At 40.8% G+C, this 26645-nt stretch carries 26 protein-coding genes; 9 read left to right on the forward strand and 17 right to left on the reverse strand.

Translation table 11 applies throughout. The features are described 5' to 3' along the window. The first annotated feature begins 5 nt into the window (after positions 1 to 5). The 5 genes from AOC35_RS08650 to AOC35_RS08670 all read left to right on the forward strand — a co-directional run bounded on the left by AOC35_RS08650 (position 6) and on the right by AOC35_RS08670 (position 5439). Positions 6 to 872: a cobalamin B12-binding domain-containing protein gene (locus AOC35_RS08650; RefSeq protein WP_159077528.1), complete on the forward strand. Its 867-nt coding sequence runs from the start codon at positions 6 to 8 to the stop codon at positions 870 to 872. A 65-nt stretch (positions 873 to 937) separates the two neighbouring features. Continuing rightward, the gene (gene ppsR / locus AOC35_RS08655; protein WP_108646698.1) at positions 938 to 2359 is read left to right on the forward strand and encodes a transcriptional regulator PpsR; all 1422 of its coding nucleotides are present in this window, start codon (positions 938 to 940) and stop codon (positions 2357 to 2359) included. Positions 2360 to 2370: 11 nt separating this feature from the next. After that, entirely contained in the window at positions 2371 to 3054 is a 684-nt protein-coding gene (locus tag AOC35_RS08660; protein ID WP_108646699.1) for a spheroidene monooxygenase, read from the forward strand. Continuing rightward, positions 3047 to 4534: a 1-hydroxycarotenoid 3,4-desaturase CrtD gene (gene crtD, locus AOC35_RS08665; RefSeq protein WP_108646700.1), complete on the forward strand. Its 1488-nt coding sequence runs from the start codon at positions 3047 to 3049 to the stop codon at positions 4532 to 4534. The genes AOC35_RS08660 and crtD overlap by 8 nt, the downstream gene beginning before the upstream one ends. A gap of 80 nt (positions 4535 to 4614) precedes the next feature. After that, entirely contained in the window at positions 4615 to 5439 is an 825-nt protein-coding gene (locus tag AOC35_RS08670; protein ID WP_245898560.1) for a carotenoid 1,2-hydratase, read from the forward strand. Between the two features lie 10 nt (positions 5440 to 5449). Here AOC35_RS08670 and AOC35_RS08675 read toward each other — a convergent pair whose 3' ends face one another. From AOC35_RS08675 to AOC35_RS08740, 14 genes are all read right to left on the reverse strand, one after another. After that, the gene (locus AOC35_RS08675) at positions 5450 to 6535 is read right to left on the reverse strand and encodes a phytoene/squalene synthase family protein (protein ID WP_245898469.1); all 1086 of its coding nucleotides are present in this window, start codon (positions 6533 to 6535) and stop codon (positions 5450 to 5452) included. Beyond that, complete coding sequence (locus AOC35_RS08680) at positions 6525 to 8084, reverse strand: phytoene desaturase (protein WP_245898470.1); 1560 nt, start codon at positions 8082 to 8084, stop codon at positions 6525 to 6527. Before AOC35_RS08680 ends, AOC35_RS08675 begins: the two co-directional genes overlap by 11 nt. Before the next feature lie 63 nt (positions 8085 to 8147). After that, complete coding sequence (gene pufC / locus AOC35_RS08685) at positions 8148 to 9191, reverse strand: photosynthetic reaction center cytochrome PufC (RefSeq protein ID WP_108646701.1); 1044 nt, start codon at positions 9189 to 9191, stop codon at positions 8148 to 8150. Further along, positions 9191 to 10183 (reverse strand): photosynthetic reaction center subunit M, encoded by a 993-nt coding sequence (gene pufM / locus AOC35_RS08690; RefSeq protein ID WP_108646702.1) that lies wholly within the window; start codon positions 10181 to 10183, stop codon positions 9191 to 9193. Before pufM ends, pufC begins: the two co-directional genes overlap by 1 nt. 20 nt (positions 10184 to 10203) lie before the next feature. Beyond that, on the reverse strand, positions 10204 to 11028 hold the full coding sequence (pufL, locus tag AOC35_RS08695; RefSeq protein ID WP_108646703.1) for a photosynthetic reaction center subunit L: 825 nt from the start codon (positions 11026 to 11028) through the stop codon (positions 10204 to 10206). 93 nt (positions 11029 to 11121) lie between these two features. Continuing rightward, positions 11122 to 11298, reverse strand: coding sequence for a light-harvesting antenna LH1, alpha subunit (pufA, locus tag AOC35_RS08700; protein ID WP_108646704.1), 177 nt, complete (start codon positions 11296 to 11298; stop codon positions 11122 to 11124). Between the two features lie 10 nt (positions 11299 to 11308). Next, positions 11309 to 11530 carry a hypothetical protein gene (locus tag AOC35_RS08705; protein ID WP_245898471.1) on the reverse strand — a complete coding sequence of 74 codons (222 nt, stop codon included), beginning with the start codon at positions 11528 to 11530 and terminating at the stop codon, positions 11309 to 11311. Between the two features lie 29 nt (positions 11531 to 11559). Then, on the reverse strand, positions 11560 to 11706 hold the full coding sequence (gene pufB / locus AOC35_RS08710; RefSeq protein WP_108646705.1) for a light-harvesting antenna LH1, beta subunit: 147 nt from the start codon (positions 11704 to 11706) through the stop codon (positions 11560 to 11562). 114 nt (positions 11707 to 11820) lie between these two features. Further along, positions 11821 to 13275 carry a chlorophyllide a reductase subunit Z gene (gene bchZ, locus AOC35_RS08715; RefSeq protein ID WP_108646706.1) on the reverse strand — a complete coding sequence of 485 codons (1455 nt, stop codon included), beginning with the start codon at positions 13273 to 13275 and terminating at the stop codon, positions 11821 to 11823. Next, positions 13275 to 14804, reverse strand: a complete 1530-nt coding sequence (gene bchY / locus AOC35_RS08720) for a chlorophyllide a reductase subunit Y (RefSeq protein WP_108646707.1) — start codon at positions 14802 to 14804, stop codon at positions 13275 to 13277. Before bchY ends, bchZ begins: the two co-directional genes overlap by 1 nt. A gap of 2 nt (positions 14805 to 14806) precedes the next feature. Next, positions 14807 to 15811: a chlorophyllide a reductase iron protein subunit X gene (locus AOC35_RS08725; RefSeq protein WP_108646708.1), complete on the reverse strand. Its 1005-nt coding sequence runs from the start codon at positions 15809 to 15811 to the stop codon at positions 14807 to 14809. Further along, on the reverse strand, positions 15811 to 16746 hold the full coding sequence (gene bchC / locus AOC35_RS08730) for a chlorophyll synthesis pathway protein BchC (RefSeq protein WP_108646709.1): 936 nt from the start codon (positions 16744 to 16746) through the stop codon (positions 15811 to 15813). Before bchC ends, AOC35_RS08725 begins: the two co-directional genes overlap by 1 nt. Before the next feature lie 100 nt (positions 16747 to 16846). Beyond that, positions 16847 to 18007 (reverse strand): methyltransferase, encoded by a 1161-nt coding sequence (locus AOC35_RS08735; protein ID WP_108646710.1) that lies wholly within the window; start codon positions 18005 to 18007, stop codon positions 16847 to 16849. 4 nt (positions 18008 to 18011) lie between these two features. Beyond that, positions 18012 to 18920: a polyprenyl synthetase family protein gene (locus AOC35_RS08740; RefSeq protein ID WP_108646711.1), complete on the reverse strand. Its 909-nt coding sequence runs from the start codon at positions 18918 to 18920 to the stop codon at positions 18012 to 18014. Positions 18921 to 19147: 227 nt separating this feature from the next. Between AOC35_RS08740 and AOC35_RS08745 the strand changes: the two genes are divergently transcribed. Together AOC35_RS08745 and AOC35_RS15825 are read left to right on the forward strand one after the other, a co-directional pair. Beyond that, entirely contained in the window at positions 19148 to 20041 is an 894-nt protein-coding gene (locus AOC35_RS08745) for an alpha/beta fold hydrolase (protein ID WP_108646712.1), read from the forward strand. Positions 20042 to 20050: 9 nt separating this feature from the next. Continuing rightward, positions 20051 to 20179 carry a hypothetical protein gene (locus AOC35_RS15825; protein ID WP_281259266.1) on the forward strand — a complete coding sequence of 43 codons (129 nt, stop codon included), beginning with the start codon at positions 20051 to 20053 and terminating at the stop codon, positions 20177 to 20179. A gap of 9 nt (positions 20180 to 20188) precedes the next feature. Here the strand turns inward: AOC35_RS15825 and AOC35_RS08750 are convergent, their stop codons facing one another. Further along, a complete protein-coding gene (locus AOC35_RS08750) occupies positions 20189 to 22024 on the reverse strand; it encodes a magnesium chelatase subunit D (protein ID WP_108646713.1) in 1836 nt (611 codons plus the stop codon). Next, positions 22025 to 23050 (reverse strand): magnesium chelatase ATPase subunit I, encoded by a 1026-nt coding sequence (gene bchI, locus AOC35_RS08755; RefSeq protein WP_108646714.1) that lies wholly within the window; start codon positions 23048 to 23050, stop codon positions 22025 to 22027. It abuts the gene before it with no gap. Positions 23051 to 23385: 335 nt separating this feature from the next. Here bchI and AOC35_RS08760 point away from each other — a divergent pair, with 335 nt between their 5' ends. Then, the gene (locus tag AOC35_RS08760; protein WP_159077529.1) at positions 23386 to 24591 is read left to right on the forward strand and encodes a BLUF domain-containing protein; all 1206 of its coding nucleotides are present in this window, start codon (positions 23386 to 23388) and stop codon (positions 24589 to 24591) included. A gap of 36 nt (positions 24592 to 24627) precedes the next feature. Here the strand turns inward: AOC35_RS08760 and AOC35_RS08765 are convergent, their stop codons facing one another. Continuing rightward, positions 24628 to 25563, reverse strand: a complete 936-nt coding sequence (locus AOC35_RS08765) for an alpha/beta fold hydrolase (protein ID WP_108646716.1) — start codon at positions 25561 to 25563, stop codon at positions 24628 to 24630. 77 nt (positions 25564 to 25640) lie between these two features. Between AOC35_RS08765 and AOC35_RS08770 the strand changes: the two genes are divergently transcribed. Then, complete coding sequence (locus tag AOC35_RS08770) at positions 25641 to 26627, forward strand: NAD-dependent epimerase/dehydratase family protein (protein ID WP_108646717.1); 987 nt, start codon at positions 25641 to 25643, stop codon at positions 26625 to 26627. The last annotated feature ends 18 nt before the right edge of the window (positions 26628 to 26645 follow it).

The raw sequence follows: 26645 nt of genomic DNA on the forward strand, positions 1-26645 counted from the left end.
AGGTAATGAGACACACTCAAGATTCAAGCTTTAATCAAGAAGATAGTTGTCTTGAAGATGATCAAAATGAAACTTCAAATATTAAACAACCCATTGATATTTTGATCAAGATGCTAGATCAAGAAATCATTCCAAGACTTCTAGTTAGTCATCAAGCAAACTCACCTCTCGAGGAGTTGGCGACCCCTGGGCTTAGAAAAATTCACACTCCCGAGATTGATTTATTAAGTGGTCTCGCAATGAATGGCTCCCAAGAGTCTTGCATTGAATATATTAAGAAACTCATCTCGAAACAAGTTTCGATAGAGTCTATTTACTTAGACCTTATTCCGATGACAGCAAGAAAGTTGGGAGTTCTATGGGAAGAAGACATTGTTAGCTTTACAGAGGTGACCATTGGCTTGTGGCGCCTGCAACATATTCTTTACGAGCTGACCAAAGATTTTCAGATGAAAAACAGTATGCCCATTGAAAATCTTAACGCCCTATTAATTCCAGCTCCTAAATCTCAGCATACTTTAGGGTTATTTATCGTGGCTGAATTCTTTAGAAAAGCGGGATGGCGGGTTTGGGGAGAACCAAACTTATCTTCAGAAGAAATCAATACTTTAATTTTTTCACAATGGTTTGATGTCATTGGTGTTTCAATTGGCTACGTTGAACAGCTTAAAGATTTAAATGAGATGATTGCTTCTCTTCGCGCCCGATCAATGAATCCAAATGTTTCTTTCATGGTTGGCGGACCACTTTATAATAGTCACCCAGAACTTTTTGATGAAATTGATGCCGATATTAAGTCTGCAGATGCAAACGAAGCAATTAGAATGGCGGAAATTATTGTGGGTAACAAAAAGAATATAGGGTTAAATTAATGAGATCATTGTCTATAAAATATTACAATGATTGTTTACGATTGTTTACACTTTAGATTGAATAAATGAATCCATCCATACCAAACCTTACTAACAATATTGAGTCGATCGATGCCAATGCAGCTGCCGAATTGGTGAGTTATGTCTCAGACACTGTTCTAGTGATGGACCAAGATGGAATCATTGAAAATGTCTTAAACACCCAAACTCCTGGATTTAGTCATTTAAAGCATTTGATTGGAAAATCATGGCTTGAATGTAGCACTTTAGAAAGCCGTAAAAAAGTAGAGTCTCTTTTATCACCCACGGTCAGTGAAAATGCGCAAAAGTGGCGCCAAATTAACTTAAGTGTGCCCAATAATCCAGATCTGCCCTTAATGGTATCTGTCCTTCATCTTAAAAAAGACAATAAGATTTTAGGTATTGGACGAGATTTACGTAGCCTAGCAAACCTTCAACAACGATTGGTTGAAGCCCAACAAGCGATCGAAACGGATTATCTGCGACTTCGATTCGCAGAGGCGCGGTATCGTCAACTGTTTGACCTGAGCGTGAATGCACACATCATTATTGATGGTAGTACTTTCAAAATTATTGAGGCTAATTCTGTTGCCCAAAGCCTTATGACGGATAAGGCTCGGAGGATGGTTGGACGATCTCTCGCAGAATTTATTGATATGAATGACTTTAGTCAATTACAAGAGTTGTTAAATAACTCTAGAAATATCAATACTCCTAAAAAAGCAAATGTGAAATTAGTTAAAAACACAGTCCAAGCTGAAATAACTGTGAACTTCTTAAGAGAAGAAAATCAAACTGTATTTTTAATTAATGTCACTCCATTATCAGAAATCATTCAGGACTTTAAGCTCAATCCAAATAATGAACGCCTAATTAGTGCGATTCAGTTTTCTTCAGATGCGTTTGTAATTACCGATCTGAATGGCAAAATTTATAGTGCTAATCAAACTTTTGCTGAGATGACGCAAGTTGAAAAATCAAGTGATTTGGTTGATGAACCGATTGATAATTGGCTTGGACGCGCAAGCATTGATTTAAGGGTGATTCTTAATAATCTAAAAGATAAAAACTCGATTAAACACTACATTACTAATATTGTGCCTAGCGGTAATGCAACTGGTATTGAGGTAGAAGTCTCAGCTGTCAAAGTTGTCACTGAACAAGAGTCTTATATTGGGTTTAACATTAGGCAAATCAGCCAACGCCTTTCACAGCGTGGACAGGCAACGAGCGATCTTAAACAAACTGCTACAAAGCTAACAGAACTCGTAGGACGAGTTCCGTTGAAAGATATTGTGAGTGAGACTACTGACATGATTGAAAAAATGTGCATTATGTCTGCGCTTGAACTCACCATGAATAATCGTGTTTCTGCATCAGAAATGTTAGGCTTATCCCGTCAAAGTCTTTACATTAAAATGCGCCGTTTTGGTATTACCGATCCAAACGGAACCGAAGATTTGTAACGAAGGCAATGATGCAAGAAACATCATTGTTGTGCCTTGTAAATTACCCCTCAAGCTCAATACCCTGGGGAATCTCTCGCCTAGTCATCGGTAAATATCCATTCAAAAATATTCCAGGTATCAAGTTTGTCAAGGTCCTTGGATGTGGCAAGCATGGTGGCTTTGATTTAAATCCAAGTTTCAACAAGCAAGGTTTACTTTGCGTTTTCGACTCAATGGAACGAGCTAAAGACTTTTTGAATACTTCAAATATTATTGAGAATTATAAAAAACACTCAAGTGAGTTTTTTTCTGTAATGCTCCAAGCATATTCGTCTAAAGGTTCTTGGTCTAAAAACACGCTTCAAATAACGCAAGAAGCTCCGTTAACAGGACCCATCGCAGGAATTACACGTGCCTCGATCAAGTTTTCAAAAGCCCCCGAATTCTGGAGTAAAGCGCCACCTGCGCAAGCGTCTTTAGAACGCGACCCAGGTTGCATTCTTGCCGCAGGTATCGGCGAAGCTCCTTATTTGCGACAAGCCACATTTACGATGTGGGAATCAACTGCAGCAATGGATCAATACGCCCGCAGTGGAGCCCATTTACAAGCTATTCAAACCGCTTATAAAGGTGAGTTCTTTACTGAATCTATGTTTACGAGATTCGTACCAATCGATGCCAAAGGGGTTTGGCGAGGCAAGCACTATGGCTAAGCAAAAAATTATTATTATTGGCGGTGGTATCGCTGGGCTTTCTGCCTGCTTACGTTTGTCTCATCAAGGGTATGACGTTACTCTGCTAGAAAAAGAGCATCATCCTGGAGGGAAAATTCGTACTCTTCAAGCTGGTAATCTGAACATTGATTCTGGCCCAACCGTATTCACGATGCGCTGGGTTTTTGAAGAATTATTTAAAGAATGTGGTGAAGACTTTAGCAGTTTAATTGCCACAACGAAGCTTCCTGTGTTAGCAAGGCATTTTTGGGGTAAAGATCAACTCGATTTATTTGCTGATCAACAATTAAGTGCCCAAGCGATTCGAGATTTCTCTGGAAAAAAACAAGCCGATTTATTTTTAGACTTTTGCCGAGTCAGTCAAAAAGTCTATGACTCACTAGAAAAACCTTATATTCGGGCACGTCGCCCAAGTCTTCCCAGCATGATGAGTCAACTCGGCCTATCTGGCACCAAAACATTGATGGGTATTGGTCCTTTTAAAAATCTTTGGCAATCACTTGAATCGTTTTTTCCAGACCCTCGGCTACAACAACTCTTTGGACGGTACGCCACTTATTGCGGATCATCTCCTTTTTTAGCCCCAGCAACCTTAATGCTCATTGCTCATGTAGAGACGGCTGGCGTTTGGTCAATCAACGGTGGTATGACAGAACTACCAAAAACCATCGCTCAATTAGCCTTGGCTAGGGGAGCTAAAATCCGATACGGAACCCTTGTAAAAAAAATAAAATGTTTAAACCAAAAAGTGTCTCAAGTAGAACTCGACACCGGTGAAATCATCCCTGCGGATGCCATTATTTTCAATGGTGATATTGCTGCACTTTCTAGTGGCCTATTGGGAGGTGAGGTAAGTACGGCAACACCGCCTATCCCCACGGTATCCTCTTTATCTGCAGTGACTTGGTCCGCGAGTATCCCCGCAAATCAATTACCAATCAGTCATCACAATGTTTTCTTTGATGATGACTATCAGAGTGAATTTACAAATATTTTTACTGAAAATAGACTTCCTCAAAAACCAACTGTATATCTATGCGCTCAAAGTCGAACTCATACAGAAAACTTATCATCTCCAACAGAAAAAGTTTTGCTGCTAGTCAATGCGCCAGCAAATGGGGATTCCTCTACCTCTCAAAAGGAAATTGAGTTATGTCAAAACAAGGTCTTTCAACTACTTGGCAAAAGTGGCTTTCAAATCAACCCGCAGTCTTGGGAAATGGTCAGAACAACACCGCAAGATTTTCATCAGCTATTTCCGGCAACCAAGGGAGCGCTGTATGGCATGGCAACCCACGGTTGGATGAGCTCCTTTCAACGGCCCAGTTCAATCTCCAAGATCAAGAATCTATTTTTAGCCGGGGGCAGCGTTCATCCGGGACCGGGAGTACCAATGGCTGCCTTGTCGGGAAGACTGGCGGCCGCAACGCTGATGGATCACCTGCCTTTGACCAAGTAGTCCCCCATGGTGGTTACCTTTGGTGGTATGTCGATGGGATCAGTGATGATGGTCAACATGGCATCACTATTATTGCTTTTATAGGGAGCGTCTTCTCACCCTACTACCTATGGGCCAACCGTAAGGATTTTGCCGACCCCAATAATCACTGCTGTATCAATGTTGCCCTTTATAGCCCTGGTAAAAAGAGATGGACGATGACCGAAAGAGGTAAACGCTTTAATTACCGAGATGCAAGCAACTTTAAAGTAGGACCAAGTGATCTGCATTGGAACGGACAATCTTTAGAAATTAATATCAAAGAACGTGCAGTTCCATTTGGTCAAAAAGTAATCGGTAAAGTGAAGGTGCATCCAGAGCAATTATTTAATTATTCAGTCCCTCTTGATGCGCAGGGTAAGCATCGCTGGGGACCGTTAGCTCCCACATCTCGGGTTGAAGTGGAGTTTACTGAGCCACAACTCAAATGGTCTGGACATGCTTATTTAGATTCGAATGAGGGTGATGAACCCATCAATCGTCCCTTTTTAGAATGGGATTGGGCAAGATCTTTATTAAAAGATGGCAGTACTGCAGTAATGTATGACGTTCGTGAAAAAAATGGTCGTGAATATCTCTTAGCTCTGAAGTTTAATCAAGATGGCAGTATTACAAATTTTGAGCTTGGAAGTCGCCAGGCTCTTCCTAAAACTATGTGGCACATTCAACGTCATATTCGCTCAGATAAAACCAAGGTTGCAGTCATCCAAGATCTTGAAGATACACCTTTTTATAGCCGCTCTATTTTACAAAGCATCTGGCTAGGGGAAGAAGTAAGCTGTATGCATGAAACCTTAAATGTCCCTAGATTTTCTGCAACAATTGTACAAATGATGCTACCTTGGAGAATGCCAAGGCTCACTTAGACAGAGAAGGTTAGTTCATTCGTGCTAAACGATGTCTCTCTGCTTTTTCAAGCGTATTGATAACCCAAACCATACGTTGCTCTAAACTACCGGCATAGTGCGCGTATGGGTCTTCAAATGGCACAGCCTCAACCAAGTATTGAATCTCTTTAATCGGCTCAAGATTGGTTTTCACTTGTTTGACATGAATCATGGCCGATAAAGCCTTCAGCATTAATACCTTTTTACGACCACTCGACACAATCGCGCGTTGAGATACAGAATCTAAATCTTGTTTTTCAATTTGGCGGCCAATTTGTGCATAAACTAACCTTGCACCATAAATAGCAGCCCTACAATCTCTGGGTAATTTTGTAATACCATTTTGTGAGCGTTGATATAAGGTATCCGCCGTTTTTAGTAAGCGGTCCACTACCCGAGCTATTTCAGCGGTAAAAGTAGGATTTTTTAACCAGTCGTCCGGGTTGATACCCTCTTCACGCAACCAATCCTGTGGCAAATACAATCTACCATTACGGGCATCTTCGCCAACATCACGGGCAATATTCGTCAATTGCATGGCTAAACCCAATTCGCAGGCTCGCTCAATTGGTTCATGGTAGCGCGTACCCATAATGAGAGACATCATCGCACCAACAGTCCCTGCAACACGGGCTGCATATTCATAAAGTTCATCAATGGTGTCATATCTGCGCCCCATCTTATCCCACTTAAAGCCTTCCAGTAATGCCTCTAGGAGAGTTTTAGGAATTTTGTATTCAGCAACAACGATTGCAAGGGCTCTATCCGCAGGTACATCCATCGGTTGACCTTGATAAATCAAATCAATCCGTTCTTGTAATGTTTGAATGATACTAATATCATCGCCACCATCATCAACAATATCGTCCATTAATCTACAAAAAGCGTACAAAGCAATGGACGGATTACGAACGCGCTTTGGTAAAACTCTGGAAGCAGCAAAAAATGATTTCGAACCCCCACGCATCAGTTCTTCGCACTGAATCGTATCGGTAGTTGTAGATGATGAGCTATTGGCCATCAAACTTTGATGTTGAAACATCGCGAAGGGATTAATCAGTAATTTAGAAAGCATGGTTGCTCCTTTTTTGAACTGCCGGCATTACGCTCTCCAAAGCTTTTGCCGATGATAAAACGCCAGGAATTCCAGCGCCAGGATGAGTGCTTGCGCCTACCATATATAAACCTTGAATATCTTCACTAATATTATGTGGTCTAAACCAAGCACTTTGCAAGAGCAAAGGTTCAAGCCCAAATGCGGCCCCTTTAAAAGATAAAAGATTATCCTTAAAGTCCTGCGGTGTCATACAAAAAGATTCTGTAATATGCTCACCAAGTCCAGGTAATACTGTTTGTTCTAAATATGCCTGTATCGAAGTACGGTAAGACTCCATTTCAGTTTGCCAGTTGACCCCACTATCAAGATGCGGAACCGGTGATAAAACATAGAAAGTATCATGTCCATTTGGCGCCATTGAAGGATCGGTTGCCGTAGGACGGTGAAGATATAAACTAAAATCTTTTGCCAAATGATGCTTTTTAAAAATATCTGTGAGCAAAGACTCATAACGATCACCGAGCAACATCATATGATGAGGTACCTCAGGGTATTGACGTTTAACCCCAAAATACCAAACAAATAAGCTCATTGAATATCGACCATTTTCGACCTTCTTATTAGTCCAATGTTTTCGATATTTTTCCTCTACTAAATAGCGATAGGTCCAGGCAGAATCGGCATTAGAAACCACGTGGTCGGCATAAAGAATTTGTCCATCCTGAAGAGTAACGCCGGTTACTTTATTGTCAGAAATGTTGATTTTATCTACTTGGCTTTTGTACCGAATTTTTACACCAAGTCCATCTAATAGTTTCGCCATACCGCGGATTAATTCACCGGTACCACCCATGACAGAATGGACTCCCCACTTACGCTCGAGGGAATTAATTAAGGCATACACAGCTGTTACAGAAAAGGGATTGCCACCAATCAATAAGGGATGAAAACTCATCACTTGACGTAATTGGGGATCCTTAAAATATCTTGCAACCAGAGTGTAAATACTCTCCCAAGCTTTCATTTTGATCATACTTGGCAGAGCTTTTAATAGATCAGTAAATTTTGTAAAAGCGACGGCGCTTAAATCCTCAAAGCCAAGCTTGTAACATTTCTCGGCTTCCTTTAAAAATTTTTCATAACCGGGTAAATCACGCGGAGAAAATTTAGCCACTTCTGCTCGCATTTTCTCAGGATCACCGGTGTAATTAAAAATTTTCCCATCATTGAAGCGCACTTGATAAAAAGGATCCATTAAACGCAGATCAATATCATCGCTCATTTTTTTACCGCATAGAGTCCATAATTCTTCCAATAAGAATGGTGCGGTAATAATTGTAGGGCCAGCATCAAAAGTATAGCCATTTCTACGATGAACATAAGCCCGACCACCTGGAGAATCTAATTTTTCAAGAACAGTGACTTCATAACCTTTTACTGCTAATCGGATGGCAGCAGCAAGGCCACCAAAGCCTGAGCCAATTACAATAGCTCTGGAATGTTCTGGATGTGATTGATCTTCATTACTAAGATAAGAAATCTTAAATCGATCAACTTGAGTATCCACTACTGATTCCTTTAAAAAATGGCGCCCTAAGGCGCCATAAAACAGCGCTACAACACCGGTAAATTATTTAGCTGCCAAAGACGTTCCAACCTTCGGAGTCTCTGAATATTGCTTCGCTAAATAAGGATAATCTGCAAGCATACTTTTGCCGTAGAGGGGCTTATTTACTCCCTGATGGCAAGTGGCACAATTAGCTTTAGCCACGTCTCCTAGGCCACCTAAACGATGTGCTGGGAAAGTGGATGACAATGGCTCCATATACGTATTATTAGTATCTTTTACCATTTGAATCGCATACCAAGCCAAACCTCTCTGAGGAGTACTTTGTGACCAATCTGCAAAGCTTCTTGAGTTATGACAATAGGTGCAATTTACTCCTAAAGATTTAGAGAAATGCATCATTAAGCCATACACATGCTCAGTTTCTTGAAGAGAATGAACATTACCATTTGGCAAACCTTCTTTACCCTGAATACGTGCTGGATTACTTTGTAACAAGTATTTAGAGAATGGCTCATTAGTTAAAGATGAATAGGCAACGGAAGCAGCTGGTGCATTCTGGCCATTACGTTGCCCTAAAGCAGGTCCACTAATACCTTGTGGCACTTCTTTAAACCAAACATTTTGTGGAATATTATTACCACGATGGCAAGTGTAACAAGTTACACCCGTTTCTTTAACGTGATCTTTCCAATTTGCATTGATATTTTGATTCATCTGAATCATGCGACGTGCAACTATTTTAGTATATTTAGCATCCTCAGCAAAATTAGCTACATTGTGGCAATAAGAACAACCATCTTGAGGTGCTACCCAACTAGTCATGCTTACCATAAACGTTGTAAATTGGGCTTGGCTTAAGTTGCCAAGTACTTTAACGTTTTTATAAACATCAGCAGCTTTGGGACCGTCTCCTGGAATAGGCCCTGTTGACGGAGGTAATTCATTCAGTTTTGCTTTATCCGCATTAATTCTTGGATTCTGCACGTTAACCATTGCAGTTCCTCTAAAACCACTTTGGTCTCTTTGGAAAGAAGGTCGTTCGCAACCAGATAGAATCAAAGAGGCGCCTAAAAGAGCAACTAGTGATAAATAAATTTTTCTCATTATTTTGCTCCTTGAATTGCTGGTGTAAATGCTGGAGTAGCAATCGAAGGATCGATCATATTGGTTGATGGATAAGAAGGAACCATGCCATGATGCATTGCCCACACGTACCAGTTATCTACAAATGTACCGGTTAACAAAATTCCAATACCACCTGAAATTGGGCACAATACCGCAAACCACCAAGCCCAACGGTGAATGGATTCCATCGTTGCATTAAAGCCCATGGTCCATCTCCAGAAAAGCGCTGCTCGTTCAGAGGCTGTACCACGATCGACAATTTGCTCAATCTCACGTTCACCACCATAACGACCAACCGCTAAAATAGTAGCGCCGTGCATTCCAAATAATAGAACAGAGCCATACAAGAAGAAGATCGATAACATATGAAATGGGTTATAAAACAAATTCCCATAACGAATCGATAATGCCGCTGTCCAGTCTAAGTGCGGGAAAATTCCAAAAGGGACTCCCTCGCTCCAACTGCCCATTAATACTGGACGGAAGAGACCTAAAACAAGATATAACCAAATTGCAGCAGCAAAAGCCCAAGGCACGTGGGTACCCATCCCCAATGCTTTAGCGCGATTATAGGTTCTTAACCACCACAATAAAATCGAAGTTGTTAGGAATAGACCGCAGATATTCCACCAGCCACCTTCACTCAGAGGTGCTAGGCGAAGTCCATATTTAGGAGATGGCGGATCTAATGAAAGCCAAAAGAGTTGTTTAACCATTTGAATTGGATTCCAACCCACTTGTGCAAGCATATTGAAACCAATAATCACAAATGCTGTCATGAAACAGATGAGTGATGCAACCCCTAAACGACCTAAATAGATTGGCCCTAATTGCGCATTTCCAAGCTTACCTAACAGATAACTGAAGCCAATGCCACGACTACGCTCACGCATATCGTATTCATTAATTGGAACACCGTGATTATCCGGTCCAATAACTTGAGTTTGAGTGAATAGATTTTGATAGTCCATATTAATTCTCCGAAATCACATTATTGCCAAATCGGCATATTTAACCACCAAGTCCACCACTCTGGCCAACCTCTGGTCCAGAAAGGGCCGCTAATAATAATACAAACAGCACTCCAAAAAACTGCCGCAACAGCTAGGAATAATCCCACCCGATGAATACCTAAAGTACCAACTGAGTAGCCAATAATGTCTCTGAAAAATGTATCCTCATGTTCTGGGGTTTTAACAGTTTGACCTGCTCCAGGATTAGTTGAGGAGAGAACTAAAGCACCGTGAAGTGATAAGGCAAGCGTAGTTGCAAAGAACAAAGTCACGGCAATCATATGAGCCGGATTGTAATGAAAATGTAAATATTGATAACCCGTATTAGAAACCCAATCCAAGTGACTCATAATGCCGTATGGGAAAGCATGACCCCAAGCACCCATCATGATTGGACGAATCACTTCAAGAGTGAAGTAAGCAAATACAGCCATTAAATAGGTAAAAGGAACATGCAATCCCATTCCTAATTTTCGACAAATTTCAATTTCTCGCAGAGCCCAAGAACCAAAAGCACCTAGTGCGCAAATGGTGATAATTTGCCATAAACCACCCTCCATCATCGGCGCAGTTCCTAGACCATATTTAAGATCGGGAGGAGCAATATTGATTTGCCAAATATTAAATACACCTTGGTGAGCAGCTCCCCAAAGTATCATAGCGGTACCAAGAAAACTAAAAAATAATGTGGTGACACCAAAAAATCCCACATAAAAAGGACCAACCCAGAAATCAAAAAGATCTCCGCCGATTAAAGTTCCACCTCTAACTCGGTACTTTCTCTCAAAATTGAGCATCGCCATGATGTGCTCTCCCATTTATTCAAAATTAAAATACTTAGAATTCGTGCTTGGATGGAGTTTTTAACAACCCCGTCCAAGGCTTGATAATACAAATTACTTTGCTGCGGCAGTACGTGACTGCAAATACTGCTGCTGTGACATACCATCTAACCATTTGTATTGATTTGTACTCAATAAAATCAAATGAATCATTGCGGCTAATGCAAAGAGAAAAACGCCTTGTGCTACCATCGCCCTCAAAGGGTCGTATAGTTTCCAAATTCTCCACATAATGCTTCTCCTAAGTTAAGAAAGACATAAAGCTATAAACACCTGCTTTGGTTGAATCAAAAAGAGATTTACCTCCCTCTGAACCTGGTAGCCAACTACGCCACCCCATCGGCAGAAAAAATGTCAATAAAGTCACCATGAAACAAATGACAAAACATAAAATAAAAATTACTTTGAAAGAGAATGAATCGTTCTCCATAACTTCTGAGATTAATTCTGCTTTTTTTTCCATGATATTTCCTTTATTTTTTTACAACAACATCAACTAAACCAAGGACGCCAAGCCCATACAAGAATATGAGCAACTACTGCGATGGAGGCAAAACCAACCAGTCCTTGCACATAAAATACATGAAACTCTTTTGCTTCATCATCGGTTAAACCAGATACAGATCTGTTTTCACTCATGCTGATAACTCCTAAAAACAAAACTACAGTTACTACACTCACCCCGTGTAGCTTGGGGATATGACGGATAGCCGTCAAATTCTTTACTCATTAATAAATGAGTTTGTGTTCTCATCAATTGACTCCAGCACCTACTGTTGCCTGAATACGGTTTAATAATTCTTCAGTTACGCGGGAAGCACCAGCTAATCTTGCCTCACGTTCCGCACGATCACGTAAACGTTTAGCTGCTGAGATTTGTGTGAGAACAGGTTGATTTGCAACAATCTGATTCAGAATCATTTGAGCCTGTTCATCCCAAGGTAAATTTTCTAATTGACCAGGTTTAGCAAGCGTTGCCTCTACTTTGTCGAGATCAGTCCCTAAAGGAAGAATATGGAATAAGGCATCAAATAAAGCGTTACAGAATTCTTGAATAATGTAAGTTGCTCCTGCATAGCCCATGAACGGCGTACCGGTATGGCGACGGATAATGGCTCCTGGGAAAGATGCTGGGATAAAAGCAGCTCGACCGCCAACTTCAGCAGCGTACATGCGCTCATTAAAACTTCCATATAAAACTAATGGTGTTTTCTTTTGAACAAATTCACGGATTTCTTGATTATTGGTTTTATCGCCAGGTTTTCTTGAAACCGCAAAGTTACAAGGTAAGCCCATTTCATCTTCTAGAAAACTTCTCATTCCTCTGGTATAAGTTTCATTAGCGACAATACCGAAACTTGCAGTACCAAAGAAATCTTGTGTGACGGAACGCCATAAATCCCAAATAGGTTTTAAAGTCGTATGTTTTTCCTTAGCAATAAATGGCTCTGGATCTATACCTAATAACTCGCCTAATTTCCTTAAGAATTGAGTGGTACTATGCATACCAATTGGAGCTTGCAAGTATGGACGTTCAAGATTTTCACATAACAAACGACCAAATTCACGATACATACAAATATTGACATCAGCATCTACTAGATTTGCCACATCAGCTAAATGACTGCTAAGTGGGAATACCATATTAATATCAGCGCCAATACCTTCAACTAGTCGTTTGATTTCTGCTAAATCACTATACATATTGAACATGCCATAGGCTGGGCCAATAATATTGACACGTGGCTTTTCACCTTCTTTACGAACTGGACGCTCTGGAATATGTTTAACACCGTATTCAGTCCATAACCAATACATGGCACGATTCGCACTTTGCCACTGATCTTCATCAATCGTTCTTGGCAAAAATCTAGCAATGTTCATACCGACTGGAGTTACGCCACCACCAATCATTTCGGCAATAGATCCCGTGACGACAACTGACGGCAAATCTGGATCCAATACTTTATGAGCACGCTTCATTGACTCTTCAGTACCTTCACGGCCAAGCTGTTCTTCAGCTAATCCAGTTACAACAATTGGTAACTCATGCGGTGGTAGTGCATCGGTGTAATGTAAAACTGATGTGACTGGTAAATTTTCACAGCCAACCGGTCCATCAATGACTACTTGTAAGCCTTTGATGGCAGTGAATACATATACTGCGCCCCAATATCCGCCAGCGCGATCATGATCTAATATCAACATTAGCCCATCTCCTCAGCTTTACGTTTTTTCATTTCTTTTTCTAAACGACGACGAACATTCGCTTTAAAGTCAGGTCGGTCTAAAGGTACTTCGTCCCAAACACCGGCATTATGGCCTGAGCCAACTTCACTAAAAAAGTCTTCCATTACTTTGAAGCGATGTTTATTAGCAATGGCTGCATTAATGACTTGTGCAAGAGATCCAGCACCAGCTACTCCCATTAAAGGTCGTGCAGAAATTAAATTCGTAAAATACAAAGCAGGTATCGCAAGTTGTTTAGCTTTTTGCACGACTGGCGTTGTACCAATGGCTAAATCAGGGCGGAACTCATCAATGGCTGCCAAGTCATCCTCTAAAGATGCGCGGTACTGAACACGAACACCTTTTGACTCTAACCAATTTTTGTCGTTTTCACTCCAAATCGTTTTAGGACATGCTGTACCTACATAACGTAAATCAGCTCCACTCTCGACTAAGAGGCGTCCCACGAGTAACTCAGATCCTTCGTAACCACTTAAGGTAATTCGACCCTTAATAGGTTTGGCCGATAAAGCACCTTTAATCATTGGTAGAAATTTATTTTGTGAGGCTGCAATGAGATCTGCGGAAATATTGCAAGATTTACCAATTTCTTCAAGCCATGCAGCAGTACCGTCATAACCAATTGGAGCAGAACCCACAATAGTTCTTCCAGCTGCCTGAAACTCGCGAATACTCGCTGTATAAAATGGATGAATCGCTGCTACTGCTGCACAGTCGAGCGCTTGGTATAGCTCGCGCCATTCACGAGTTGGCACAACTGGACCTGCTGCCAGACCCATTGGTTCAAGCATCATGCCAATACCAACCGGATCAACCGGGAACATTTCGCCTAATAATGTAATGGTAGGTTTTTCAGATTTACCTTGACGAGGTGCTGTGACTGGACCTGCCTCGGCTTCACTTCTTGCATACTTCAGCATTGCGCCAGCTAATACATCTTTTGCTTCTGCGTGAGTTGGCACACCAAACCCTGGCACGTCAATCCCAATAATTCGCACACCATTAATTTCTTTTGGTAACAACTGCAAAGGAACTCCACTAGCAGTTGGAACACATAAATTAATAATGACAATGGCGTCATACTTTACAGGATCTGCCTCTAGATAAACCGCCTCTCGAATATCTTCAAATAGCTTGCCTGTAACTAAGCTTTCTGAATTGAACGGTACATAACCCACACTTCTTTTTGCGCCATAAAAGTGTGATGTAAATGTCAGACCATAAACACAACAAGCGGATCCTGACAAAATAGTTGAAGTACGTCGCATTCTAAGACCAACACGTAAGGATCCAAAAGCAGGACACATACTTTGCGGTTGATCATGAGGACCTTTAGGATAATCTTTGGCATAGCGCTGCAGAACTTCTGATTTATTGGCTGCTTTTGCAGCTTCAATCATTTGTTCTGCTCCGGAATGACAACCTATACCATCAGCATTCATTGCTTCCGGATTTTTTAGGATTGGGATTATTTTTTTGTCAGTCATGATTAGGCTTTGTCGTAAATGACTTCGAGTGAATCTTTATGTAATTCAACCTTACCAACCATGTCAAATAGACTTGCTGGCTCAAGCACAACGCTTCGACCCACTTGGTCTCCAGAGAACAAGCCTAATAATTCATCTTGGGACAATGGCTTAGGTCTTACCGGTGGCGCTTTTGCAACGTTCTCTCCGAGCATATCGAATAGACTTGCCCATTCAGTACCTGGTTTACCAATGATTTCGTAATTAGCACTCTTACGACGAATATCTTCATTTGCTGGGATTGCTGAAAGAATTGGAATTCCAGCGCGTTCAGCAAAGGCCGCAGCTTCACCTGTACCGTCATCTTTATTAATAACCATACCGGCGACACCAACGTTTCCTCCAAGCTTACGGAAGTATTCCACCGCAGAGCAAACGTTATTCGCAACATACAAGGATTGCAAATCGTTACTTGCAACCACAATTACCTTTTGGCACATATCGCGGGCAATTGGTAAACCAAAACCTCCGCAGACAACGTCACCTAGGAAATCTAACAGAACATAATCAAAACCCCAATCATGGAATCCTAATTTTTCAAGTGTCTCAAAGCCGTGAATAATACCGCGACCGCCACAACCCCGACCTACTTCAGGCCCACCGAGTTCCATAGCAAAGACACCGTCACGTTTAAAACAAACATCACCGATTTCAACTGACTCTCCAGCTAATTTCTTCTTCGATGAAGTTTCAATAATGGTGGGGCAAGCTTTGCCGCCGAAGAGTAAAGAGGTCGTGTCACTTTTTGGATCACAGCCAATTAATAAGACTTTTTTACCTTGTTGAGCCATCATGTAAGACAGGTTCGCTAAAGTAAAACTCTTACCAATTCCACCCTTACCGTAAATCGCAATAATTTGTGTTTCTTTGGTAACCGGCTTTGTAGAAACTGGATCTGGTTCCACCGCAGCCTCTTTTTTCAAATTCATAAATTGCACAGTTGCTTCTGCAGGTATAGGATTATTCATTACGCTGTTCTCCAATTTAGAGTCATTTTTAAGCATTGCATATCGTTAAATGCAGTGTGATAAGCTGAGCCAGCTTCCTGAGGGTTGCTGGTATGTGTAATCAACCCATCCAATGCCAATTGCTTAGAACGAATGAGTTGATGAACTTCTTCGATATCTTTAGCTTGCCACTGAGCAGCAATGCGCATTTTCATTTCACGCATAAAAGCAGGAGCAAAGTTATAAGATATTGGGCGATCGTAAAATCCGGCAAGGACAATTTCACCTTGTGGACGTAAACGGCTTACTAGTGTGTTAATGATTTCGGAATCACCGCTAGCATCACAAATCACACCATACTGATGAAAATCATCGTCTTTAGGATGAACCACTTTATAGCCCATTGCCCCAGTGGATCGGATCGGGTTTGTCTCCCAAACAATAGGTGTTTTTCCTTTAGCAACAGCAATTCGGGCAAGCAGCCTTCCGACAACACCATGACCAATAATTAAGTCTGGTTGAGCTTGTTCTCTACCTTCTGTTACATGGTAAGCCGTAGCAGCTAACGCAAGAAGGATGCTCTCTGCACCATCATCTTCATCGAGAAGAGTTACTCTTTGAGCAGGAATAACCACATGAGAAGAAGCACCGCCAAACAGACCTTTTACCTCACCATAGCATTTGGCTCCCGGCACAAAAACACGCTGACCAACTTTTAACTTAGCATTTTCGCCAACATGAGTAATGTGGCCTACCGATTCATAACCAGGCACTAATGGATAGCCCATTCCAGGGAATTGGGGCATCAAACCACTCCAGATTAACTTTTCTGTGCCGGTACTAATGCCGCTATATTCCATTTCAACAGCAACATCATCCATACCCAAATCTTCAATTTGTAATTTTTTCAAAGAAACCTGTTTAGGTTGATTGATTACAATTGCCTGAGCTTCCACTTATAGTTCCTGTTAATTTTGATTTACACCTACAATGTAAAATTATTGTTACATTGTTTACTTCATTCTACATCAGTATTTACCCTAAGTAGCAAATTCCTTATTTCTCAGCAACTACAATTTGAGCATTGATTTTCATCATGTTTTTAACTAATTTTGTTCTTTTAAACCCAGCCTCAATTAAAAAATCTTTTATTTCTTGAGAACTTCTCGGCCTTCCTCGACCCATCGCTAACAAATAAAACCCAAAATAAGCCTGCCCCATTGCTGGTAAATCCTCTGTATTTGCCATTGGCTCAGCCACCAAAAGCTTGCCGCCTGAGGGTAATGACTGATAAATAGACCTTAATAACTGCTTTACTCTCGCGTCATCATGATCAAAAATGACTCGTATCAGGGTCACAAGATCTGCACCACTTGGAATCGGATGATTAAAAAAATCACCACCAAAACATTGAACTCGTCCGGCACCCAATGTTTCATCTAATTTTTCTTGGGCTAATTGCGCAACCCCTGGTAAATCGAAGAGTTGAAATTGCAGATGTTTGACACGCTGACTCAAAAGTGAAATAAAGGTGCCTTGGCCACCACCAACGTCTAACAAACACTGATGTTGATTAAAGTTATAAGAATCGATCACTTCGTCAGCCACTAGCGGTAAAGAATCGGACATCAGAGCCGAATACTGAGACACCTTATCTGTATCACTTAAACTCTTTAACTCTTCACTTTGTTCTGTTATGTAGGGCCAATAACTTTCTAGCGCTTTTTCTTTGAGCTCACCACGCAATAAGGCAATCGGATCTCTCATATCCTGATAAAGTGCCCCATGATGCTCAATCATTGACAGCAAGGCTTGATTACCGACGAGAGGAGCTCCGAGTGTTCCCAGAGCAAAACGATTGCCTCTGGTTTCAATTAGTTCCAATGACTGTGCACCGAGTAGTAAGCGCTCCAAGCCCTTGATTGGCATATCTACTTTTTTAGAAAGCTCTTCCAAACTCAAAGGACCATTTGCTAAGTGCTCAAAAAGGCGCACACGCACACAGGCAAGCAATATTTGTGAATACACAAAACCAGCCATGAGGTCAAAGACACCCTTTGCTCTACTCTTAGAAATCGAACTTAAAAATGGGACTTTAGCAACGATTCTTTGGAATTGACGATTCGCGATTAATCGATCTTTTCTGATCAAAATATTATCCAATAAGGAATACTTATCTTTATCAATCGGTAGCATATTCAAGGAAATATTTTCCATTCAACTAAACCGTTGAAGTCTTGTTAGACTTTTGAACCAATTCTTTCTGTACTCTGTCATACAGTGCATTTGGTACCAATCGCTCGGATTCACTGAGGACTAACTTCTTCAACATATCTTGACCTGGACACTCTGGAATTGAGTGTATAGCTCGAGCTACTAGCTCATCAAAGTATTCAACCGCACCATCAAGGCCTAATTGGCGGGTCGCACTAGGACGATCTAACTCTATATCTTTACCAACTGGCTTACCCAAACTTTGCATATCACCAATCACATCACGAATATCATCAGCCACCTGGTATGCCTCTCCTAGGCTATCGCCTAGAGTGGCCCACACGAGAGGATTAGATCCTGCTGCCGAAGCTCCAGCAGAAGTTGCGGCTGAAAATAAAGCTCCTGTTTTAGCTTTTTGATAGGTTCTTAAGTTCACTTTTGGCTCACATTCCCAAGCCTGTCCAGCAATAATGCCGTTAGGAACACCAACACCCTGCGCTACGATTTTCATCACAGGTGCTAAACGATTGAGTGAGTCTTCAGCAGAATGCAGGAGAGCCTCAAATGCCATCACAATCAAAGCATCTCCCGCGAGAACGGCTAAACGTTCGCCGTAAGCCGCATGTACCGAAGGAATCCCTCTGCGCAACTCAGCATTATCAAAGCAAGGTAAATCATCATGCACCAAAGAGCCGCAATGCATTAACTCCAAAGCGACAGCAGCACCCATCGCCAATTTTGGATCATCATTGCCACAGGCAAATGCAACGGCTAAACAGAGTTGCGGACGAATTCTGGCACCGCCTGGAATGACAGCATGTCGAATAGCCTTATTGAGTGACTCTGGCCCACCTTGATTTTCAAAGGACTTTAAAACTTCTTCAAGAGCATGCTCAATAAGCAATTTAGGTGACATGTTGACTCCCCGTAATTTATAATTGCAACAAATGTGTAAATAATATTATTCACTTAATATGTAAACAAATATAGACACATCAATCAGGAAAGTCAATTAATTCAATAAATATTAGGGCAAACCCTAATCTTCAATTGATGATTTCTTTATTAGTAATATGAATTTGATGAAAAAATTTCAAGTAATCTGTCAGATGACAAATAAGACTTAAAAAAAGACCCGCGCAAATGACGATGACCACCGATATCACTCGAGTACCATCAAACTGGCCAAACCGCCAGTACAGTCAGTCCTTGCGACTATCGGGCTTCAATTGGCACTTTCAGTTATGTAAGCATCCAGACCCAAACGCAAAGTCGCTGCTTTTTATTCACGGCACGGGCGCATCAACCCATTCTTGGGCCAATATTTTCAATCACTTTCGGGCGAATTACACCGTTCTGGCGATTGATTTACCTGGACACGGCTTTAGTCGTGGCGCTCAAAAATCTCAATTGCATATCGATGAAATTGCAAAACACTTAAAGCTTTTGCTTGAAACTCTTGAGATACCAACACCAAATATCATCATCGGACATTCCGCAGGTACGAATTGTGCCTTGGCATTAAGCTTGCTTCTCACTAAACCGCCCGAAGCAGTGATTGGTTTTAATCCTTCCTTAGTAAGTCCACCCAGCAGCTTGTTGTTTTTTCTAGGGCCACTAATTAATCCTTTGATGACTTCAGGACTGACGGCAAGCTTTCTTGCCGCGAGCATTCCTAAAACCAATATGATTAACAAATTATTGGATTCGACCAACTCGATACTGAGTGAAGAACAACGCGAACCCTATCGATATTTGTTCAAAGAACAAAGTCATATTTATGGTTCAATGAACTTTATGGCAGCTTCCGATATACCAGTATTACTTACCAAGAGCTCGCTCATTCAAACCCAATTTATTTTTGTAGTCGGCAAACAAGATCTGTGGGTAAAACAATCTGCCCTCATACCAATTTTAGATAAATACTTTCCTGAGGCAACTATCTATCTTGAGGAAGGTGGACATTTATTGCCGGAAGTTAGCACTCATCGATGTATCGAAATCATTGAAAAAACGATTCACCAACTACCTATTTAAAGGAAAAAAATGAGCCTTACTTTAAAATTAATTTGTATCGGACTAGGTGTTTTTGGCCTTGCAATGTTTCTTAGAGCGTATCACTTTGGTAACCAATCCATGGGCAGAATCGGCGAATCTAAAAAGAATAAGTCCTAAAACGCCACTTCAATCAATTAACATTTTTGCCGCTTCGACAACTGAGGCTGATTTACCTTGAGGTAGTGGCAAATAGTGCGCACCAAGCTCACTCGCAATTCTTTGATTCGTTTCTTGGGGTCGCATTGAAGTGTCAATAAATAACATTTGTAATTGCTCCGCTCGCGCTTTTTTAGCACAGGCTAGTGCATCTTGAAAGGCTTGTTCACGCCCTCCCACGCCATCAAGGGTTACGTTTGCTCGACCATCCGTTAAAAGAATTAGTAACGGAGTTTGACCTTTAGACTTTAATTTTTTACCGAATTGTGCGGCATCCTGGATCGCTGCAGCAAGTGGTGTTCCTCCGCCACCTGGCATGCCAGATAATAGACGCTTAGCTCTTACCAGCGACCTCGTGGGGGGCAGAACCAACTCTGCCGCTTTGCCACGGAAAGTAATGAGGGCCACCTGGTCTCTGCGGATATAACATTGAGCGAGGAGTAACTCTACTGCGCCCTTAGCTTCGGATAAACGCTCCATGGCCGATGAACCTGATGCATCCACCACAAAGACCGTAACAGTGCTGGTGCGCTGGACATATTGTTTGAGATAAATATCATCTACCTTAATAATGATCCCTTTAGCAGTTGCCCGCTCTCCTTGCATTTCTAAACGCCGAATTTTTTGCCAAGGACTCGCCGCCTGGATCGTCTTTAAAATGTCGACTTTATGCTTATAACTTGGTCGACCTTTACGAGAAGGCATCGCTTGACCACTCAGTAATCCTTTTTGTAATTGGCCAACTTTTCCTTGAGCGCTTGCATTTGATTTAATCATTTTCTGTTTTTGATCAAACGAATCCAACAAGGTTTGTGACAAAGTGGCTTTGCTTGCTTCAATGATCATCTCCTCTAAATCTTCACGATTTAAGCTTGGAGGCTCTGGCTTGTCTTGATTTCTTTCATCCGTTGACTCTTGTTCAGAGGGGGGTGGCTCAATTGGCGGAGGCGGTAAATCGTTTGGATTGGGTGCCTCATCCGGAGGTGGTTCTTTACTCTCTGGTGGAGACTCTTCTGCTGGATCCTGCTCTAGTTGTTCTTCTTTAGGTTGAGGTAGGCGCGTAATACGATGAGCAAATACTAAGCGAGTTGCCGTCTGAATATCACCCTGTTCAAGGTAATCCCCTCCACGCAATGCTGCAAGAACACGTGCTGCCCGAGCAACATATAAACCTACCCGTAAGGAATCTATTCCAAATGATTGCGCTGCAATCATCATCGCTTCCAACGCTTCAATGGGCACTTCTATTTGCTTAAAATTTGCTCGGATTTGCAAAATATCAATTGGCTCCAAAGCAAACTCACAATGACGATAAGACAGCCCCTCTAAGTTAATCTGAAAGCCTAATCGCTCTTCCAAGCGAGATAATAAATGTTGATCTTCCTCTGTCAGGCTTTCGTCAAAAGCAATCATGCCGAATTGTCCCGTGGTATCAAAAGCTTGGGTCAATAAGGCAGCAGTATGAGATTTCATGCGCTCGGCCATCGGCATGAGGAGTAAACCATCATGGATTTGATCCAAAATTCCCAGTGAGTAGACCTTTTTTTGTTGAGCTAAGGTTTTCAATAAATCTAGCTCGCCAATGAGAGCACCTTCATCTGCATTGCTTGGTACTTTAATGAGCGAGACTTGACCGTTGATCAAATTCTGTAAGCCTTTTAACCATTGATCTCGGACAGGTCCCGCCTGAGATTTGACCCAAATGCCACCAAGTCCTGCTGGGTCGATTGCGACAATTTTTGCAATCAAACAAGCATCAGACCAACGCCTTTGGTCCTGCTCGGAGTCTAGTCTAGACTGCTCCATTTACTTTTGAAATAGTTCTTCTAATGCACGTTCAATACGAACAGTTGAACCTGTATCGTCGAGTGGATCACGTCGCAGTCGATGCCTTAGCGCGTAGGGAGCAATGCGCTTTAGCATCTCTAAATTAGCAATTTTCTTATTCTCAAATGCGCAAATAGCCCTGATGGTGCGCATCATCGTCAGCTCACCGCGCAGACCGTCAGCTCCTAAATGAGCGCATAACTGAGATACCTGAATCAGGATCTCATCATTAACTTGCACCTTTAGAAGTCTTTTACGGGAGGCAATGATTTTTTCTCGTAATTCATTTTGTGCCTCAGACCATTGCTGAATAAAGGCCTCAGGATCACGTTCATATAATTCGCGACGTTTAATGATTTCAATACGGGTCATGACTTCACTCGGAGTCTTCACCTCTACAGATAAGCCAAAACGGTCTAATAGTTGCGGACGTAACTCACCCTCTTCAGGATTACCACTGCCAATTAACACAAATTTTGCTGGGTGACGAATACTCAAGCCGTCACGTTCCACCACGTTTTCGCCGGACGCAGCAACATCAATCAGTAAATCGACTAAATGATCCTCTAATAAATTAACCTCATCAATATATAAATAACCACGATTCGCTTTAGCTAATAACCCACTTTCAAATGACTTCACCCCTTGAGACAAAGCTTTCTCAATATCTAAAGAGCCAACAATACGATCTTCTGTAGCGCCAAGTGGTAAATCTACGACTGGGGCATCAATAGTTTGGGACTTAAATTTTTTACCAGCTGCTTTTAGAGCAGCGCAGTTACTACATAAAACCTTACCCATCGGGTCACAATGGTAGCTGCAACCTTCAACAGCACTCATCGACGGCAGTAAAGCAGCTAGAGACCTAACCATTGTTGACTTACCGGTTCCACGATCTCCAAACACTAGCACTCCACCAATACTTGGATCAATCGTCGAAAGAATCATCGCCAACTTCATTTCTTCTTGGCCAACAATTGCTGTAAATGGAAAATTTAAAGCCATGTTTATTCTCTCTTATATAGCTATTTTTGATTTTTAAAAAGGATTGAATAATCTAACATATATTTTTTTAATGAAAATTCACAAAGCCTAGTACTTTCCCTAAGAATTGAAATTATTGTGTAAATTATAATTGACATAATTGGTGTAATTTAATAAATTTATTACTTAATTCGTTTTTTTGCAAAAGGAAAACGCTTCCGTTTTATTAGCTCATCAAAAATAGATGTTTAGATCTGATCTTTTTCAATTTCAACATCTTCTGAATTGGGCCGAGGAACTTGCAGATTGAAGAAGCTTGAACAAACTAGTTCAAGTCATCATAAAGAGGAGATGATGTGAGTCCATTAATGACTAAAGCAATAGACTTAATATTGCCAAAAAATGTATCTCAAGCTCCTGTTATCGCCCATTTATCCTATCGCAGTAAGGCTTTACAAGTATTTAATGATGATCAGTTAGGCGAACTAGAATTAGCAGCTTCTACTAATAATAAAAAACTTGGTGTTACCGGTATATTTTTATATAACAATGGAGATTTTTTTCAATCCATTGAAGGCCCCCCAGATAAACTGGAGAGCACGTGGGCAAAAATCCTCGCTGATGATCGCCATTCCATCACTGAAATCCAACCTTTAAGCTACTCACCTTATAGGTTGTATTCTGGCTGGAACATGAAGCTATTTAAACAAAAAAATATCTATAAAAGCTCGATTGATTCATACAGCCCTCAAAATAGAACCTCTGACTTATTATTTAATCTTGTAAGAGAAGATATTTGGCCTGCTCTATTAAAGAATCATGAGTTAAATCAGGCTCCAACAGTCCGTGATACTTATGAAATACATCGCCTAGCAAAGCTTTTAATCACTGACCAGTCTGATTTACCTGAACAAATGTTACAAGCTTATTTTCAGAAAAATAACCAGTCCTTAGGTAACTTTTATTCCTTTGTCATCGGTCCTCTAGCATTATATTTAGGAGACCTCAGTTCTGAGGACTTATTTAATGAATTTGAAGTAACGATTGCCCTAAATCGGGCCCTGGTCTTTTTTAGAAAAATACGTCATATCCATTCAGGTTCTTTTATTAGTAATTCACCTAAGGTTACGGTTGCTAACATGCCTGGAGAACAACATATTATTTCAAGCGTGATTGACTATGAAATTCTATGGCAAGCAGGTATGGATGTAACACTCAATTTCTCTAAAACGGATGAACAACTTTTAAGTTATGTACATACCAATAAAATTGATGTTTTAGATCTATCCCAAAGTCCAACTCTTTTTAAAGCAAGTCAGTTAGCGCGTTTAAAAATGCTCATTGGGCATATTTATGATTATTCTTTGAATCCTAAAATCGCCATCATCCTTAAAGGACGTGGATTCTCGAATCTTTCAAAAAATCATGAAAGTTTTGGCGCTGATTTAATTTGTAACGTAACAAATGAACTGAAAAAAAATGTGCTTGATGTCTTTAATCAGTCTCTAACCGTACCTAAACCGATTCAAATCCTCAAGAAATTAAAGACCATCATCCATTAAAAGGTATCGTAAAAATTAACACCTTTCAATAAAGTTTTAGTCTTTCAAGAAATCTTTCAAATAGGGCAAACTTCTTTGAGGATCTTCTTCTTGAGGTAAGTGGCCCATTTCAGGAATTTTTTGCAATCTCGCCTGTGGCATGAGATGAAGATAATCCTGTGCGTTTTGAATCGGAATCATCCCGTCTTGTTCGCCCCAAAGAAGAAGTACTGGGCAATGAATATCCTTTAGGTATAAATTGGGGTCTTTTAAAATAGTCTGACGCATTCTATCTACCATCGCCCGACGGTTGCCTGGCATTAAAGCCAATTCATAATATCGTTCAAACAAAGCTGGGGTTAAAACATTTTTATTAGCATAAGCAAACTCTAAGTTTTGCTTAAACATGAACTGCGGGAATACATATTCGATGAGGTTCATGTATGGAGGCACCGCTGGCGCTTTGTTATACATCATCCCGGGACTTTCAAAGCCATCGGGAGAGATGAGAACAAGCTTTGAGACAAGCTCTGGATTTTTGGCTGTGAAATACCAGGCTATCCGTCCACCAATTGAATTTCCCACCAGATAAATTTTCTTCAGTTTTAACTGATTGATGATTTCTAAAAGAAGTTGGTTCGTTCGATCATCTGAGTAATCCCCTGCCTGATCAGGCCCACTTAAACCAAAGCCAGGTAAGTCAAAGCGGATAACGCGATAGTCTGTATTCAGTTCTTTTGACCACTCTTCCCAAGTATGTAAACTAGCGCCAAAGCCATGAATAAAAACAATTGCAGAACCATTTTTATTTCCTGTATCTTGCAGATGAATCCGATCACCGCCAACGTTGATAAACTGACTATAAGAATTACTATATTTGTGTTCTAAATTTTCTTTATTTAGATCAGTCGTCCAAAGTAATGTAGTCGCTAAAGCCGTCACAAAAAGTAAGAACATAAACAGAATCACCGAAATGCGTAGAACAGTATTCATTAAATTGAACAGAAAAATAAAGAATTGGGTTGATAAATGGCTACTTTTAAACAATAAAAATAATTAAAATAACCCAAATGAAAATTTTTCTTACCGGAACTTCTGGCTTTGTCGGCTCTCATTTACTTCGATTTTTAGAGGATCAAGGCCATCAAGTATTAAGCCATTTCAGGCCACATTACTCAAGTTTGACCTTTGAGCAAAATCATAACATATCCCATATTGACCTATTTGATGAGAATTCATTGGTTGCCGAATTGCGAACGATTGACATAATGATTCATTGTGGTGCATTCGTTGGAACTTGGGGAAAAGAAGAGGATTTCTATCAAAATAATATTTTACTCACTCAGTCCATCATTCGATGTGTCAAAAAAGCAGGCGTGAAACAGTTAATCTATTTAAGTTGTGCTTCAGTGGTCATGAATCAACCCCAGGCCCTTTTAAATATCACAGAATCTCTTACGCTAACTTATATTGATGGTTTGCCTTATTCAAAGTCAAAAGGCATAGCTGAGCAATTGGTTTTAGATGCTGGCAAAAAAGATCTAAAAACGATTGCTCTTCGCCCATCCTTTATATGGGGGCCTGGTGACATTGTGGACCGCCAAATTGGTAAGGCTGCTCAGGCAGGGGAATTTGGTTGGTTTAATCAAGGTGATTATTTATTCTCGACTTGTTATATTGAAAATCTGCATGAGGCCATTTCTAAAGCAATGCAATCAAATCAAACTGGGCAAGCCTATTTCATTTCGGATGGAGAGGCGATTCGTTTTCGATCATTTATGGAAAAAAGATTACAAATTGGTGACTATCCGATTCCAAGCCTTTCATTCCCTAATTGGTTTGCCTGGGCTTTAGCAAGATTCACTGAAAATGGTTGGAAATACTTGCCATTAAAGGGCTCGCCACCAATTACAAGAGAAATGGTAAGACTAACAGGATATCCATTTACTGTCTCAATCGAGAAAGCCCAAGTTGAATTAGGGTATCAGCCTAAATACAGTGTTGAGAAGGCCTTTGTTCATCTTTCAGGGTTAATACCTAATGCATTAATTGTATGAAATAATCTTAGAAGCTTG

Source organism: Polynucleobacter rarus, from assembly GCF_003072505.1.
GTDB classification, from domain to species: domain Bacteria; phylum Pseudomonadota; class Gammaproteobacteria; order Burkholderiales; family Burkholderiaceae; genus Polynucleobacter; species Polynucleobacter rarus.

Coding starts and splice junctions, on each gene's coding strand:
- AOC35_RS08650 (WP_159077528.1), top strand. CDS start 6: ATGAGACACACTCAAGATTCAAGCTTTAATCAAGAAGATAGTTGTCTT.
- ppsR (WP_108646698.1), top strand. CDS start 938: ATGAATCCATCCATACCAAACCTTACTAACAATATTGAGTCGATCGAT.
- AOC35_RS08660 (WP_108646699.1), top strand. CDS start 2,371: ATGCAAGAAACATCATTGTTGTGCCTTGTAAATTACCCCTCAAGCTCA.
- crtD (WP_108646700.1), top strand. CDS start 3,047: ATGGCTAAGCAAAAAATTATTATTATTGGCGGTGGTATCGCTGGGCTT.
- AOC35_RS08675 (WP_245898469.1), bottom strand. CDS start 6,535: ATGCTTTCTAAATTACTGATTAATCCCTTCGCGATGTTTCAACATCAA.
- pufC (WP_108646701.1), bottom strand. CDS start 9,191: ATGAGAAAAATTTATTTATCACTAGTTGCTCTTTTAGGCGCCTCTTTG.
- pufM (WP_108646702.1), bottom strand. CDS start 10,183: ATGGACTATCAAAATCTATTCACTCAAACTCAAGTTATTGGACCGGAT.
- pufL (WP_108646703.1), bottom strand. CDS start 11,028: ATGGCGATGCTCAATTTTGAGAGAAAGTACCGAGTTAGAGGTGGAACT.
- pufA (WP_108646704.1), bottom strand. CDS start 11,298: ATGTGGAGAATTTGGAAACTATACGACCCTTTGAGGGCGATGGTAGCA.
- AOC35_RS08705 (WP_245898471.1), bottom strand. CDS start 11,530: ATGGAAAAAAAAGCAGAATTAATCTCAGAAGTTATGGAGAACGATTCA.
- pufB (WP_108646705.1), bottom strand. CDS start 11,706: ATGAGTGAAAACAGATCTGTATCTGGTTTAACCGATGATGAAGCAAAA.
- bchZ (WP_108646706.1), bottom strand. CDS start 13,275: ATGTTGATATTAGATCATGATCGCGCTGGCGGATATTGGGGCGCAGTA.
- bchY (WP_108646707.1), bottom strand. CDS start 14,804: ATGACTGACAAAAAAATAATCCCAATCCTAAAAAATCCGGAAGCAATG.
- AOC35_RS08725 (WP_108646708.1), bottom strand. CDS start 15,811: ATGAATAATCCTATACCTGCAGAAGCAACTGTGCAATTTATGAATTTG.
- AOC35_RS08735 (WP_108646710.1), bottom strand. CDS start 18,007: ATGGAAAATATTTCCTTGAATATGCTACCGATTGATAAAGATAAGTAT.
- AOC35_RS08740 (WP_108646711.1), bottom strand. CDS start 18,920: ATGTCACCTAAATTGCTTATTGAGCATGCTCTTGAAGAAGTTTTAAAG.
- AOC35_RS08745 (WP_108646712.1), top strand. CDS start 19,148: ATGACGATGACCACCGATATCACTCGAGTACCATCAAACTGGCCAAAC.
- AOC35_RS15825 (WP_281259266.1), top strand. CDS start 20,051: ATGAGCCTTACTTTAAAATTAATTTGTATCGGACTAGGTGTTTTTGGC.
- AOC35_RS08750 (WP_108646713.1), bottom strand. CDS start 22,024: ATGGAGCAGTCTAGACTAGACTCCGAGCAGGACCAAAGGCGTTGGTCT.
- bchI (WP_108646714.1), bottom strand. CDS start 23,050: ATGGCTTTAAATTTTCCATTTACAGCAATTGTTGGCCAAGAAGAAATG.
- AOC35_RS08765 (WP_108646716.1), bottom strand. CDS start 25,563: ATGAATACTGTTCTACGCATTTCGGTGATTCTGTTTATGTTCTTACTT.
- AOC35_RS08770 (WP_108646717.1), top strand. CDS start 25,641: ATGAAAATTTTTCTTACCGGAACTTCTGGCTTTGTCGGCTCTCATTTA.